Origin of the sequence: Catenulispora sp. GAS73, from assembly GCF_041262085.1 — a bacterium.
In the GTDB taxonomy this organism is placed as follows: domain Bacteria; phylum Actinomycetota; class Actinomycetes; order Streptomycetales; family Catenulisporaceae; genus Catenulispora.
In genome coordinates this window covers 1-14,527 of record NZ_JBGCCM010000002.1, presented here as the reverse complement: position 1 = coordinate 14,527, position 14,527 = coordinate 1, and the positions used below count along the sequence as shown (strand labels likewise).

The 14,527-nt window shown below is 70.7% G+C and carries 14 protein-coding genes; 12 read left to right on the top strand and 2 right to left on the bottom strand.

Features of this window, described 5'->3' with window-relative positions; genetic code table 11:
* Positions 1-42: 42 nt before the first annotated feature.
* The 11 genes from ABH935_RS02555 (at position 43) to ABH935_RS02505 (ending at position 11,131) form a co-directional block, all read left to right on the top strand.
* The gene (locus tag ABH935_RS02555) at positions 43-924 is read left to right on the top strand and encodes a Gfo/Idh/MocA family protein (protein ID WP_370376128.1); all 882 of its coding nucleotides are present in this window, start codon (positions 43-45) and stop codon (positions 922-924) included.
* A 79-nt stretch (positions 925-1,003) separates the two neighbouring features.
* Entirely contained in the window at positions 1,004-1,618 is a 615-nt protein-coding gene (locus ABH935_RS02550) for a potassium channel family protein (protein ID WP_370376127.1), read from the top strand.
* A gap of 5 nt (positions 1,619-1,623) precedes the next feature.
* On the top strand, positions 1,624-2,280 hold the full coding sequence (locus ABH935_RS02545) for a DedA family protein (RefSeq protein ID WP_370376126.1): 657 nt from the start codon (positions 1,624-1,626) through the stop codon (positions 2,278-2,280).
* Between the two features lie 497 nt (positions 2,281-2,777).
* Positions 2,778-3,761, top strand: coding sequence for an STM4015 family protein (locus tag ABH935_RS02540; RefSeq protein ID WP_370376125.1), 984 nt, complete (start codon positions 2,778-2,780; stop codon positions 3,759-3,761).
* A gap of 6 nt (positions 3,762-3,767) precedes the next feature.
* Positions 3,768-4,667 carry an STM4015 family protein gene (locus ABH935_RS02535; protein WP_370376124.1) on the top strand — a complete coding sequence of 300 codons (900 nt, stop codon included), beginning with the start codon at positions 3,768-3,770 and terminating at the stop codon, positions 4,665-4,667.
* Between the two features lie 2 nt (positions 4,668-4,669).
* A complete protein-coding gene (locus ABH935_RS02530) occupies positions 4,670-5,647 on the top strand; it encodes an STM4015 family protein (RefSeq protein ID WP_370376123.1) in 978 nt (325 codons plus the stop codon).
* Between the two features lie 2 nt (positions 5,648-5,649).
* Positions 5,650-6,621, top strand: a complete 972-nt coding sequence (locus ABH935_RS02525; RefSeq protein ID WP_370376122.1) for an STM4015 family protein — start codon at positions 5,650-5,652, stop codon at positions 6,619-6,621.
* Between the two features lie 377 nt (positions 6,622-6,998).
* Positions 6,999-8,075: an STM4014 family protein gene (locus ABH935_RS02520; protein ID WP_370376552.1), complete on the top strand. Its 1,077-nt coding sequence runs from the start codon at positions 6,999-7,001 to the stop codon at positions 8,073-8,075.
* A gap of 20 nt (positions 8,076-8,095) precedes the next feature.
* The gene (locus ABH935_RS02515) at positions 8,096-8,905 is read left to right on the top strand and encodes an STM4013/SEN3800 family hydrolase (RefSeq protein WP_370376551.1); all 810 of its coding nucleotides are present in this window, start codon (positions 8,096-8,098) and stop codon (positions 8,903-8,905) included.
* Complete coding sequence (locus ABH935_RS02510; protein ID WP_370376121.1) at positions 8,905-10,206, top strand: STM4012 family radical SAM protein; 1,302 nt, start codon at positions 8,905-8,907, stop codon at positions 10,204-10,206. The genes ABH935_RS02515 and ABH935_RS02510 overlap by 1 nt, the downstream gene beginning before the upstream one ends.
* Before the next feature lie 7 nt (positions 10,207-10,213).
* On the top strand, positions 10,214-11,131 hold the full coding sequence (locus tag ABH935_RS02505; protein ID WP_370376120.1) for an STM4011 family radical SAM protein: 918 nt from the start codon (positions 10,214-10,216) through the stop codon (positions 11,129-11,131).
* Here the strand turns inward: ABH935_RS02505 and ABH935_RS02500 are convergent.
* Both ABH935_RS02500 and ABH935_RS02495 read right to left on the bottom strand, forming a co-directional pair.
* Positions 11,094-12,179, bottom strand: a complete 1,086-nt coding sequence (locus tag ABH935_RS02500; RefSeq protein WP_370376119.1) for a DUF6745 domain-containing protein — start codon at positions 12,177-12,179, stop codon at positions 11,094-11,096. The two genes, ABH935_RS02505 and ABH935_RS02500, sit on opposite strands and share 38 nt — an antisense overlap.
* Complete coding sequence (locus tag ABH935_RS02495) at positions 12,179-12,523, bottom strand: hypothetical protein (protein ID WP_370376118.1); 345 nt, start codon at positions 12,521-12,523, stop codon at positions 12,179-12,181. The genes ABH935_RS02500 and ABH935_RS02495 overlap by 1 nt, the downstream gene beginning before the upstream one ends.
* Before the next feature lie 238 nt (positions 12,524-12,761).
* Between ABH935_RS02495 and ABH935_RS02490 the strand changes: the two genes are divergently transcribed.
* A complete protein-coding gene (locus ABH935_RS02490) occupies positions 12,762-14,237 on the top strand; it encodes a hypothetical protein (RefSeq protein ID WP_370376117.1) in 1,476 nt (491 codons plus the stop codon).
* Positions 14,238-14,527: the final 290 nt, after the last annotated feature.

Below are 14,527 nucleotides of genomic sequence, written 5' to 3'. Positions count from 1 at the left end.
CCGTAGCGGCGGGCACCGTCAACTTGCGCGACCATGGCTCATATGGAGAACGACGGGCTCGCGGTCGCGGTGATCGGGCTGGGCGGCATCGCCCGGGGTGCGTACCTGCCGGTGCTGGGGATGCGTGCGGACCTGCGGCTTCGGCTGATGACGCGGGACCGGGCCCGCCTCGACGCGCTCGGGGCGGCGTATCACGTGGCGCCGGAGTGCCGGTTCACGGAGTTGGAGGCGCTGCTCGGCGATCCGCCGCAGGCGGCGTTCGTGCACGTCGCGACAGTCGCGCACGCGGAGGTCTTGACCCGCCTGCTGGACGCCGGGGTCCCGACGTATGTCGACAAACCGCTGGCCGACACCCTCACCGAGTCGCGGGCCCTGGTCGAGCACGCCGAGCGCACCGGCACCCCGCTGATGGTCGGCTTCAACCGGCGCCACGCACCGGCGTACGTCGAGGCGGCACGGGCCCCGCGCGAGACCGTGATCCTGCAGAAGAACGAGGCCGACGCGCCGGGGGTGGTGCGCGACATCGTGTTCGACGACTTCATCCATGTGGCGGACACGCTGCGCTTCCTCGCCCCGGGCGACGTCTCGGACGTGACGGTCTCCGGCCGCGTCGAGGACGGGATGCTGGAGCATGTGGCGCTGACCCTCTCCGGCCCCGGTTTCACCTGCTTCGGGGCGATGAACCGCCGCGCGGGCGTGAAGGCGGAGCGCCTCCAGTTGATCGGCGACGGCCACCGCCGCGACATCCACGACCTGGTCGAGGGCCCGACCGGCTGGGCCCCGGTGGGGCGGGTGAAAGGCATCGAGCAGATATGCGAGCACTTCCTCGCGGCGGTGCGTGGCGAGACGCAGTACCCGGACCTTCAGGACGCGCTGGCCACGCATGAGCTCTGCGAGCAGGTGGTCGAGCGGCTGGCCGAGTGAGCGGCCGGGGCTGGCCGAGGGGCCGGACGGGTGACGCCGGCTGCGTCGGCGGGGGCCGGGGCGGGAAGACAGGTAGCTGATGAGCGACCAGGGCGAGGCGGGTGAGGGCGGCGGGCCGGTTGGGGATGACGGCCGCGCTGATGCCGGCCGCGCCGATGCCGGGCGCGCTGGTGCCGGGCGCGGCGAGTCGAGCAACCGGGCTGCCCGCATCGCCGTAGCCGTCCTCGGCCCGGTCCTCCTCACCACCGCGTACTTCACCGTCCCCTTCGACCCGATCGGCCCCAAGCACCGCGTCCTGGCCTGGCTGATCCTCGCGGGCCTGCTCGCGCTGCTGGCCGTCGGCATGGTGGTCACCACCGATCGGGCGCTGACCGATCAGGCCGGCCGCTATCGGCACCCGGGTGTCGGCATCGTGTTGCTGTCGTGGGCTGCGATCCTGGTCTTCGCGGCCAGTTACTGGGCGATGGCCGCGCGGCACGGCCAGTTCGTCGGGCTCGTCACGCGCCTGGACGCCCTCTACTTCACCGGGATCACCATGGCGACCGTCGGGTATGGCGACATTCATCCGAGTGGGCAGTTGGCGCGCGGGGTGGTGCTCGTGCAGCTCATCTACACATTCGCGTTCCTGGTCGGCGGGGTCGCGGCGGTGCGGACGCGAGCGCGGGCCAACCTGGTGCGCCGGACGGGCGGGTAGGTCCGATGCTCAACTGGCTCAGCAATCTGCCGCCCGCGCTCATCTACGTCGTCGTCGCGCTGCTGGTCTTCGCCGAGGACGCGCTGTTCGTCGGCTTCGTGCTGCCCGGGGAGACCGCGGCGGTGATCGGCGGGGTGCTGGCGAACCGCGGCACGGTCAACATCTGGCTGCTGGCGTTCCTGGTGGTCTGCGCGGCGATCGCGGGCGACAGCGTCGGCTACGAGGTCGGGCGCCACTTCGGCGAGCGCCTGCTGAACACGCGGCCGCTGCGGCGCCACAAGGTCAAGATCGACAATGCACGCGCCCTGATCCGGCGGCGAGGGCCGGAGGCGGTGTTCCTGGGGCGCTTCGTGTCCTTCTTCCGGGCATTGATGCCGCCGCTGGCAGCGATGTCGCGCATCCCGTACCGCAAGTTCCTGCTCTTCAACGCGCTCGGCGGCCTGGTGTGGGGCGTCGGTTTCACCCTGTTGGGCTACTTCGCCGGCGCCGCCTACTCGCGGGTCGAGCACGTCGTGGGGCGGATCCTCGCCGGAGTGGTGGCGGTGATCATCATCATCGGGCTGATCATGTGGCGGCTTCGGCGCGGCCGGGTCGAACGCGCCGAGGAGGCGGCCGGGGACGCCGAAACCCCGGCCGCCCCCGGCGACGACGTCACCCGCTGACCAACCCCCCGTCCCGCGCGGCCTCCATCATGAGCTCGGCGGTGCCCGGCTACTGGGACGCCGCCACTGCGAGAAGTAGCCGAGCTCGTTCTGAGACCTCTGCGATACGCGCCGCATCGTCGCCGTCATCGCCGTCGCCGTCATCGGCGCCGACGGCCAGCAGGCTCGCGAGCACACGATGCGCCAGACAGGCTGAGCAGGTTGGCGGTGGTGAAGTCGCCGTGGACGAACTCCGTGCTGGGCAGGGCCGGGACCGGATGCGGTACGAGGGCGAGGACAGGCGGGGTCGGATAGCCGGCGGCGCGCAGTGCGGCGGTGGCTGAGCGGCATCTCATTAAGCCTGCCGGGGTCAGCCGCCCTCCCCATGACAACCGGCGGCAGCGCCCCGACCTGTCCGTCCGGTTGCGGTACGCCGAATTCGAGTGGCGCCGCGCGATCCGGTCGGCGGCGGCTGGTAGAAAGGCTCGCATCGAAGCCAGCCACCGGGAGGGGTCCACGTGATCGACAGCGAGTGTGACGCGCTGGTGCGGTGGGGCGGGCTGCCCGTCCGCACCGTGCCCGGCAAGGGCTTCGAGGAGATGGCCGACTGGCCCGGTGACGTCGAGATCACGGCCGAGGCCGGCGCGTCGGCGTGGCGCGTCGCGGTCGCCGGGTTCGACGGCGTCGGCTACGCCGAACTCTTCGACGCGTTCCTGCGCGACGTCGACACCAGCGCGATCAGCGCGTTCGTCATCGGCAACTGGGTCACCAGCGACGCGATGGAGCTCACCTCGGCCGACGCGTTCGCGCCGCTGATCGCCGCCGCCGACCGGTTCCCGAACCTGCGGCACCTGTTCGTCGCCGACATCGCGTCCTGGCAGTGGGAGATCTCCTGGATCAAGCAGAGTGACCTGACGCCGCTGCTGCGCGCCTTCCCGGACCTGCGGACGTTCGCCGTGCGGGGCAGCGATGACCTGGAGTGGGAACAGCGTGCGTACCCGGAACTCAGGGAGCTGACGTTCCAGAACGGCGGCCTGCCGCCGGAGGTGGTGCGTGCGGTCGGCGGCTCGGAGTTCCCCCAGCTGACGGACCTGGAGCTGTACCTCGGCACCGAGGAGTACTTCGGCGGCGCGGAAGCCCACGACCTCGCCGACCTCCTGGCCGGCACCGGCTTCCCGGAGCTGCGCTACCTCGGCCTGCGCGACGCCGAGAACGCCGACGAGATCGCTGCCGCCGTCGCGCACGCCCCGATCGTGGCCCGCCTGGAGGTCCTGGACCTGTCGCTCGGGGCCCTCGGCGACGAGGGCGCGGCCGCACTGCTCGCCGGCCAGCCGCTGACGCACCTCAAGAAGCTGGACCTGCACCACCACTTCATCTCCGAGCCTATGCAGGAGCGGCTGCGCGAGGCACTGCCCGGCGTGGAGGTGGACCTGTCGGACCCGCAGGAACCGGACGACTGGGACGACGATGAGGAGCACCGGTTCGTCTCCGTGGCCGAGTAGTCGGACGTGGGATCCGCGTGGCGGATTGAGTGCCGGGCCGACGGCGAGGGCGCGCCGCCGCTCGCGTTCGAGGAGGTCTTCGAGCGCTTTCTCGGCACGGTGGACACGACGCAGGTGACGGCGCTGGTCTTCGGCCGCTGGGGCGAGGACATGGGCGAGGATATGGTCGAGGACGCCTTCGCCGACAGCCACCACCCGGCCCGGTCGCTCGTCGCGGCGGCGGACCGGTTCCCGGCGCTGCGCTCGGTGTTCTTCGGTGACGTCGCCGAGGACATCTCCGAGGACATCGTGTACATCGAGCACGGCGATCTCACGCCGGTCCTGCGCGCGTTTCCAAGGCTGGAAGAGCTCTGGGTCCGTGGGACACCGGACCTGTCGCAGAAGCTGGCCCGGTACTTCGAGCCGCTGCGACACACCGGACTGCGTCGGCTGGTGCTGCAATCGGGCGGGCTCCATCCCGACGTGATCCGGGCGATCAGCGCGTGCGACTTCCCGGAGCTGCGGCACCTGGAGCTGTACCTGGGGCACCCCGACTGGTGCGGCTGGACGAAGCCGGAAGACCTCGCCTGGCTGCTGGCCGGGGAGAGCTTCCCGAAGCTGGACCACCTGGGTCTGCGCAACTCGCTGATCCAGGACGAGATCGCGGCGGCCGTCGCTCAGGCCCCGGTCGTGGCCGGGCTGCGGGTGCTGGACCTGTCGTTGGGCGCGCTCGGGGACGAGGGCGCGGTGGCGTTGCTGCACGGTCAGCCGCTGGGACACCTCAGCGTGCTGGACCTGCACCACCACTACGTCTCCGAGGCGGTGCAAGATCGGCTGCGCGCGGCGTGGCCGGGGGTGGACGTCGACCTGTCCTGGCGCCGGACGGTCGACGAATCGGGTCGCAGGTACGTCGGAATCGGAGCGTGAGCATGTCGTTCGTGGAGTATCTGGACGAGTTCGGCGGGTTGCCGGTCGTCGCGTTCGCGCCGCATCCGGACGCGCCGGCGCCGCAGGACGAGGCGAAGTCGGCGTGGCGGATCGACTGCTACTACGACGACGATTACGGGGACTGGGACTCGGACTGGTTCTCGTTCGAGGAGATCTGGGAGCGGTTCCTGACGCGGGCCGACACGTCTCAGGTGACGGCCCTGACCATCGGGATGTGGGCCGACTACGTGGACGCGGAGGGTTACTATCCGGTGGCCGAGATCCTGGCGGCGAGCGCGGGACGGTTTCCGGCGCTGCGCTCGCTGTTCCTCGGCGACATCTTCGAAGGCGGCGACGGCGGTTCGGACACCGCTTACATCGACCATCGCGACCTCACCCCGATCCTGCGCGCGTATCCGGCACTGGAGGAACTGTGGGTGCGGGGCCGGCCGTTGCGGGACGGCGTGCCGCACTTCGAGCCGCTGCGTCACAGTGCTCTGCGACGGCTGGTCTTCGAGTCCGGCGGTCTGCCCGCGGCGGCGATACGGGCGGTCGGCGAGTGCGACTTCCCGGCGTTGCAGCACCTTGAGTTCTACTTCGGGGAGCCCAACTACGGCGGCGACGCGACTCCGGCGGACGTGGAGTGGCTGCTCGGCGGCGGGCACTGCCCGAACCTGACGCATCTGGGCCTTCGCGACTCGGTGCTCCAGGACGCGATCGCGGCTGAGGCGGCTTACGCGCCGATCGTCTCCCGGCTGAAGACGCTGGACCTGTCGCTGGGGACGTTGGGCGACGACGGCGCGGCGGCGCTGCTCGCCGGCCAGCCGCTGGGGCACCTGGCGAAGCTCGACCTGCACCATCACTACGTCTCCGAGGCGATGCGAGACCGGCTGCGGACCGCGTGGCCGGGCGTCGACGTCGACCTTTCCGCTCCCCAGACCGACGACCGAGGACGCCGCTACATAGCGGTGGCGGAGTGATCATGGCCTTCTACCATCACCTGAGCGAGTTCGCCGGCCGGCCGGTCGTCGACTTCCCCGCCGACCCCGCGCTGCCGACGCCGGCCGCGGCCGCCGATCCCGGCGGCGTGGCGTGGCGCCTCGACTGCAACAAGGACGGCGAGTACTTCGACCGGGACTTCCCCGAGCTGCTCGCGGCGTTCCTGGACCGGGTGCCGAGCGCCGGGGTCGAGGCGCTGGTCACCGGCCAGTGGCTGGAGTGGGGCGAGGACGACTGCACGGTCGCCGACGACCTGGTCGCGGTCGCCGACCGGCTGCCGCGGCTGCGGGCGCTGTTCTTCAACGACCTGGTCGACGAGCAGAGCCAGCCGTCGTGGATCTACGTACCGGACCTCGGCCCGGTGTTGGAGGCGTACCCGAACCTGGCCGAACTCTGGGTCCGCGGCACGCCGGAGGGCAACGCCCGGGCCGAAGGCCCCGATCCGCTGATCGCACCGCTGAAGCACTCCGGCCTGCGCACGCTGGTACTCCAGTCCGGCGGCCTGCCCGCCGGCACGATCCGCGCCCTGGCCGAATGCGACCTCCCCGAGCTGACGCACCTGGAGATCTACCTCGGCGACCCGAACTACGGCGGCGACGCGACCCTGGAAGACCTCGCCCCGCTGCTCGAAGCGGGCCGCTTCCCCCGCCTGCGCCACCTGGGCCTGCGGGACGCGCTGATCCAGGACGACATCGCCGCCGCGGTGGCGCGAGCACCGGTCGTGGCGCAGCTGCAGTCGCTGGACCTCTCCCTCGGGACGCTCGGCGACGAGGGCGCGGCGGCGCTACTCGCCGGGCAGCCGCTGGACCACCTGCGGAGGCTGGACCTCAGTCACCACTACATCTCGCCCGAGATGCAGGCACGGGTGCGGCAGGCGTGGCCGGGCGTGGAGATCGACCTGTCCGACGGGCAGGGCTCGGGCCGCCGCCGCCGGTACATCGCGGTGGCGGAATGACGGGGGTGGGGTCGCGGCCGGGTTGGGGATCGGGTTCGGGTTCGCTGGAGGTCTCGCACGGCGCGCGCGAGTCGAGAGACCCGCGCGAGCTGGCCGGCCGGGACGACGCGCACGACCTGGCCGGTCCGGACAGCTTGAGCGGCGTGGCTGCTCCGAGTGGCTTGCGCGGATTGGTCGGATCGGATGGCTCGCGCATGCTGGCTGGTACGCGGGACCCGCGCGACTTGCGCGAAGCTGCCGCTCCGAGTGGCTTGCGCGGATTGGTCGGATCGGATGGCTCGCGCATGCTGGCTGGCACGCGCGATCCGCGTGACTTGCGCGAAGCTGCCGCTCCAAGCGGCTTGCGCGACCCGGCCGGCCCGGATGGCTCGCGCGGCATGGCCGGCCCGCACAACCCGGCACTCCCGCTGCGCTTCGCGGTCGTCGGCAATCCGGACAACCGGCGTGTGAAGCTCTTCGCGGAAGCCGTCCGTGCCGAGGGCTTGCCCGAGCCGCGCATCGTGCCGTGGCTCGATGTGCTGCGTGGCGCAGCCTCCTTCCGTTCCGGTGAGCTGGTCCGGGTCGACTCCCCGGGCGAGGATGCCGAGGTGACTCGGCTGCTGCGCGGCTCTGACCAGCCGGTCGACATGTATCGCGCCGAGGGCACGCGCGAGTGGTATCAGGGCTTTACCGCCGCGCTGGCGGAGCTGGAGCACAACATCGACGACGCCGGCGCGGCACGCCTGTTCACCCAGCAGGGTGTGGCGACAGCCTTCGACAAGCAGGCCACACATGCCTTGCTGGCCGCTACCGGTGTCAGCGTGCCGCCTGCCGCCGCGACCGACGGTTCGGAGTCGGCGTTCATCAAGATCCGGCACGGTTCCTCGGCGTCCGGCGTCGTGGCGCTGACCGTGCGGGGTGCGAGGCGTCGTGCCGTGACCTCGGCCGAGCTGGTGCGCACCGCGTCCGGCATCGAGCTCTACAACTCGCTGAAGGTCCGCACCTACCTTCGGGACGCGGACATTGACGACGTCCTCGCCGCCCTGGCACCCGACGGTCTGCACGCCGAGCGCTGGGTCCGCAAGCTGAGCATCGGCGGCCGGGACTGCGACCTGCGCGTCGTCACCGTCGGCGGCCGGGCGACGCACGCGGTCGTCCGCACCAGCACCTCCCCGATGACCAACCTCCACCTCGGCGGCCAGCGCGGCGACCTGACGACGTTCCAGGCCCTGGTCGGGGAGAAGCGCTGGCTGACGGTCCTCGACCTCGTGGAGTCGGCGGCAGCCTGCTTCCCCGGCGTGCACTGCCTCGGGATCGACGTGCTGCCGGGCGCCGACGGGCTCGACTACATCGGCGAGGTCAACGCCTACGGCGACCTCCTGCCGAACCTCATGGGACTTCCGGGCACCCCCGGGGAAGGTGTCGGCACCTACGGCGCCCAAGTACGTTCACTGATAGGCCACCACGCACCATGAACACGACCCAGACCCCGAACATGAACGCCGTCGTCGGGAGTCACGATCTCCTGTTCGTCACTCTCGACACCCTCCGCTACGACGTCGCCGTCGAGGAGTTGACAGCCGGCCGGCTGCCGAACCTGGCACGCGTGCTCCCGAAAGGCTGGGAGCGCCGCCACACGCCGGGCTCGTTCACCTTCGCCGCGCACTCCGCGTTCTTCGCCGGCTTCCTCCCGACGCCGGAGGCGCCCGGCCGCCATCCGCGCCTGTTCGCGGCCCGCTTCGGCGGCAGCGAGACCACGGCGTCGGACACGTGGGTCTTCGACGAGCCGGACCTGGTCGCCGGACTGCGCAAAGCCGGATACCGCACGGTCTGCGTCGGGGGAGTGGGCTTCTTCAACCCCGAGAGCCGGCTCGGGCAGGTCCTGCCGGGCTACTTCGACGAGGCGCACTGGTCGGCGGCGACCGGCGTGACCGATCCGGACTCGTTCGGGAACCAGGTCGAGGTCGTGGAGCAGGTGGTCGCGGCGCAGCCGGACGACCAGCCGCTGTTCCTGTTCGTGAACGTCCCGGCGCTGCACCAGCCGAACTGGTTCTACCTCGACGGCGCGACCAAGGAAGCCGGCGACACCCGAGCCTCGCAGGCGGCGGCTTTGCGTTACGTGGACACGCACATCGGCCGCCTGTTCACGCTGATGGCAGCACGCCGCCCCTGCTTCACCATCGTCTGCTCCGACCACGGCACCGCCTACGGCGAGGACGGCCACGTCGGGCACCGCATCGGCCACGACGTCGTCTGGACGGTGCCCTACGCGGATTTCGTGCTGCCGAAGGGATATGTGGGCTGATGCTGGACCGTCCCTATGAGTCCTACGTGTATGCCTATCCGCATAAGACCGCGTATCGCCCCCTCGCGCCGAGGCCGCTACTGTCCGACGTCTGGCGAGGCGAGGACCGCGACGCGTTGTCCTTTTATACGCACGTCCCGTTCTGCGAAGTCCGGTGCGGCTTCTGCAACCTGTTCACGCGGACCGGCGCGCCTGAATCGCTGACCACCGCGTATCTGGACGCCCTGGAACGCCAAGCCATCGCGGTCCGCGCGGCGTTGGACGAGTCCGGTCCGGAGCCCCGCTTCGCCAACGCGGCCATCGGCGGCGGCACGCCGACGTATCTGAACCCTGACGAGCTCTCGCGGCTCTTCGACATCGCCGAGAAGGTGATGGGTGTCGGCCTCGGGACTGTTCCGTTATCGGTCGAGGCCTCGCCGGCCACCGCCACCCCGGACCGGCTCGCGGTACTCGCCGAGCGCGGGACCACGCGGCTGAGTCTGGGAGTGCAGAGCTTCGACGACGTCGAGGCGCGATCGGTGGTGCGTCCGCAGAAGGCGGCGGACGTCTTCGCGGCGCTGGACGCCGTCCGGGCCGCGGACATCCCGGTCCTGAACATCGACCTGATTTACGGCATCGACGGCCAGACGCGCGAATCCTGGCAGGCTTCGCTTCAGACGGCGCTGCTCTGGAGGCCGGAGGAGATCTACCTCTACCCGCTCTACGTCAGGCCACTGACAGGCCTCGGTCGAATGAACGCCGGTGCCGACGCCGCGTGGGACGCGCAGCGGTTGGACCTCTATCGCCGTGGCCGCGACCTCCTGCTGGAGAGCGGTTATGAGCAAGTGTCCATGCGGATGTTCCGTCGTCTGGACGCGCCGGTCGTGGAAGGCGGCGAGGACTACGCCTGCCAAACGGACGGCATGATCGGGCTGGGCTGCGGCGCCAGGTCGTACACCGGTTCGCTGCACTACTCGTTCGACTACGCGGTGTCGGCGTCGGAGGTGCGCGGAATCATCGACGAGTACGTCGCCACCGGCGACTTCAGCCGTGCGGAGGTCGGCTACCGCCTCGACGAGGAGGAGCGGGCTCGCAGGTTCCTTATCCAGTCGCTGCTCCAAGCCGACGGCATGGCGCGCGGTGACGCGGATGAGCGTTTCGGCGCGGAGCTGGAAATGCTGAGCGCTCGCGGCTTCCTAGAGCCGGCGGCGGGTGGTCGGCTGCGGCTCAGCGCCGAGGGCCTGGCCTGGTCGGACTCCGTCGGGCCGATGTTCTTCTCCGAGCCGGTGCGCGAGGCGATGCGCGCCTATGAGCTGAAGTAGGGCCCTGATGGACCTTTCGATTCTCTATCGCGGCCCGCTGGCCAGTTGCGACTACGACTGCGGCTACTGCCCGTTCGCCAAGCGTCGAGATTCGCCGGAGACGCTGCGCGCCGATCGCGCGGCGTTGGAACGGTTCGTGGCGTGGGTGAGCACGCAGACCGAGGACCGAATCAACGTCCTGTTCACGCCGTGGGGCGAAGGGCTGACGCGGAGCTGGTACCGGCGTGCTCTGGTCGAGCTCAGCCGCCTCGATCACGTCGGCGAGGTGGCGATTCAGACCAATCTGAGCTCCCGGACGGAGTGGACCGCCGACGCCGATCTGGACTCGCTCGCGCTGTGGTGCACGTACCACCCCGACCAGGTTCCGTACGAGCGGTTCCTCGCGCGGTGCCAGGAGGTGCGGGACGGTGGCGTCCGGTTCAGCGTGGGGATCGTCGGGCTGCCTGAGCACCTGGATGCGGCTCGGCGCCTGCGGGCCGATCTGCCGCAGGACATCTACCTGTGGGTCAACGCGGCCGAAGGCCACACCTACACCGACGATGAAGCCGAGCCCTGGGCCGAGATCGATCCGCTGTTCCCGGTCTCACGCTTCCCGCATCCGTCGCAGGGGCACGCTTGCCGCGCGGGGGAGTCGGTCGTCTCGGTCAACGGCGACGGCGAGGTCTACCGCTGCCACTTCGTGTCGCGGACCGATCCCACGGAACGCCTGGGGAATCTGTACGACGGCTCGTATCGCAAAGCCCTGCGTCCGCGACTCTGTCCCCTGACACAGTGCGACTGCCACATCGGCTACGTGCACATGCCGGAACTAGATCTTTACAACACATTCGCCGGCGGGGTCCTGTCCAGGATCCCCGCCATCCCCGCCGGCGCCGACGCCTCATCGGTCACGTTTGTCGGAGCGGTTGGTACTCGTCCTCGGTGAGGCCGAAGGTCCAGGCGACGCCGGCCTTCGCGGTCCGCGTGTCCGGCGGCACGCGCAGGAAGTAGATGTTGAAGGTGCCGTCCGGCTCCGGCGAGGAGTTCACCACCTCGACCATGACGATGGCCTCGTCGGAGCCCATCTCGACGCGCCAGAGCTTGCCGGCTTCGTCCTCCTGGAGCGGCGTCGCGCCGGACTCCTTCAGGAAGCGCTCGGGCGTGTAGTGCTCGACCATCATCCGGCGCAGTTCGGCGTTCTCCTCCGCGCGGATGGTCTCCGGCGTGGTGGCGGCCAGGCGCCGCCCGAACTCCGGGGTCAGCAGCGTGCCGCGCCAGGAGTGCAGAGCGAAGCCGTCGGAGTAAGCCAGGGCCGGGCCGTCGCCGTGGTGCAGGCGGTCCTGGTCGTCCAAGCGCAGGGCGAGGGGACGCTCGGTGAGGACGACGGCGTTCTCGAACGGCCACCACCAGCCCGCCGACCGGGCCATCCGGCCCAGGTCCTCGGCCATGCCCGCGGCCTCGTAGAGCGGGAGCCAGGCGGCGTCGAACTGGCCGTGGACCGCGTGGGTCAGGGCGACGCGCAGCGCGGCGCGGCGCGCGGCGTCCTCAGGCTCCTCGGACGCGTCGTGCTCTTCGACGCCGGTGGCGATGCGCGTGATCAGGGTGCTCATCAGCGGGGCGAGCTCGCCGCAGGCGGCCTGCCAGACCCGGCCGAACTCGCGCGGGCCGAGGCGTTCGGCGAGCTGGGCCCGCCCCCGGGACCAGGCCAGGTCCCGGACCCGGTCGCGCGCCGGGGCGCCGAGGCGGCCGGCCTGCTCGACGACCAGCTTCGCGGCCTCCAGCGGGGAGCGGCACCAGATGATCTCCGGCGGCGCGACGTCGGGCAGCGCGTCGGCGTACAACTTGAGGACGGTCTGCTCGGTGAGCTCCCGGTCCACGGCCTCGGTGGACAGGGCGATCGCGCGCCAGGCCTCACGCGCGGCGACGGCGACCGCGACGATCGCGTCGGCGGTCAGGTCGGGCTGCGGGGTCTCGGTGGTCGCAGAGGTCTGCATCAGTCCGCCACCACCCGGAACGAGCGCAGGGCGCGCGGCTCGTACTCCCGCTGGCGCACCACCTTGAACCAGCCCTCGGGCAGTGGGATGGTGCCGTGCTCCTCGTGCACGACCTTGCCGCCGAGCGGCAGGAAGACGAAGGCCGGCTCGCTCTCGCTCGGGGCGGGGTAGAAGTCGCCCTCGTCACGGGTGGCGACCAGCGCGTGCGCATGGCCGGTGCTCTCCCCGAGCGCCAGGACCATCGACTCACGCGGGCGGCGGTGCTTCGGTCCGGCGGTCCGGACGTCCTCCGGTACGGCGTTCTCCGCGACCGGCACGATGAGCACGTCTCCTTGGCGGTACACGGCCCCTCCTTCTTCCGTGGCTCCAGTGGCAACGGGCTTCACGCTAGAGGGCGGTACCGACAGTGCGGCTCTTGACGGCGCCTGGTTCTGGCGCTTGATTGATGGCCGACGGCGATCCTGCCACCCGGGGTCGACGCGAGGGGCCCGCGTCCGATCGGTGCGGCGTCCGGCTCGCGCCACCCGTGTCCTCGTCACTGCGCAGTAGGTGCCACATCCCTAGCGTCAGGAGGACCATCGAGTGACACGTATCGCTCTCGCGAAGAGCCCCGCGCGGCGGTTGCTGATCGCGGCCACCGCGGCCGCGGCCGGAGCCGCCTTCGCCATGTCCGGGTCGGTGTCCGCCGGCGCGGCCGGGTATCCGGTCGTCCGGCCGAGCGCCCAGGACTCGGTCCAGGTCGCCACCGGCGTCCTACCGCCGACGCAGGCGGCGTGCAACGCGGTCGGACGCCGGTGCTTCACACCGGCGTCGATGCAGAACTCGTATGACATCAGCCCCCTGCTGGCCGGGGGGAACGACGGCCACGGCCGGACCATCGCGATCATCGACTCGTTCGGCTACGACACCGTCGCCAGCGACCTGGAGAACTTCAGCAAGCAGTTCGGCCTACCGCTGATGTGCGGAATGCCGGGCGTCACCTGCGCTCCCGGGATGCCGACCTTCGAGTGGGACCAGTGGGACGGCAAACGGCCGGTCAAGCAGCCGCCCTCCGGCTCCCACGGGACCAACCAGCAGGCCAGCAACGCGTGGGCCGAGGAGGTCGCACTGGACACGCAGTGGGCGCACGCCACCGCCCCCGGCGCGAACATCATCCTGATGAGCACCAGCGTCGCCGAGACCCAGGGCGTGCAGGGGCTGCCGCAGATGATGAACGCCGAGCAGTACCTGGTGGACAACCACCTGGCGGACGTGGTCTCGCAGTCGTTCAGCACGGCGGAGCCCGCATTCCACGGCGCGGCGTCGATCGATCACCTGCGGCACGCGTACGTCAGCGGAACGGCGGCCGGGGTCACATTCCTGTCCTCCTCCGGCGACAACGGCACGGCGAACAACGCGAAGACGCCGATCAAGAACCCGGCGGCGCTGGACTACCCGAGCGTCGGCTGGCCGGCATCCGACCCGCTGGTGACCGCAGTCGGCGGCACGTACCTCTGCACCGACGCCGCCACCGGCACAACGGTAGACAGCACCAGTCCCGGCGGACTGTGCGGCAAGTTCCCGGGCCAGCGCGACGTCGGCTGGACCTTCTCAGGCGGCGGCTACAGCTCGATCTTCGCCCGGCCCTCGTACCAGGACACACTGCCAACCGGCTCCACCCCGATCGGCACGATGCGCGGCGTCCCGGACATCGCCTATCAGGCCTCCGCCGGCACCGGCGTCCTGATCTACGACACCGCCCCCGGCGACAACGGCGGCTCAGACGTCAACGACGGCAGCTGGTTCGTCATCGGCGGAACCAGCTCCTCATGCCCGCAGTGGGCCGGACTCGTCGCGATCGCGGACCAGATGGCCGGCCACGACCTCGGCCTGATCCAACCGAAGCTGTACAGCCTGGCCTCCGGCGCAGGCTACGGCACGTACTTCTTCGACGTGACGACCGGAAACAACACGGCGTCGCCCACCGTACCGGGCTACCCGGCGACCACCGGCTGGGACCCGGTGACCGGCCTGGGCACCCCAGACGCAGCGAAGCTGGTGCCGGCATTGGGGGAGTAGCGATGCTGAGGCTGTAGCCGTAGCGCACGCGAGCAGGCAACCAACAGACGTGGCGTCCCCCTGGTCCGGCGACGCCACGTTTTTGCCGCCCCAGACCAGCCGACCACGTGCTTCGTCGTGTCCGACCGGACCATGCGGGGTGTTGGTTCTGGGCCCCTCGCCGCGTCGGCGGGCTCTGCCAACCTGCCCGGGCCGCAAGGTCGCGTAGTTAAGGGTTGGGTGTTGGTGTCAATAGCGTCGTGAGCTGGGTTTTCGCCAGTTGTGGTGGCATGTGAAACGAGACCTCTGAT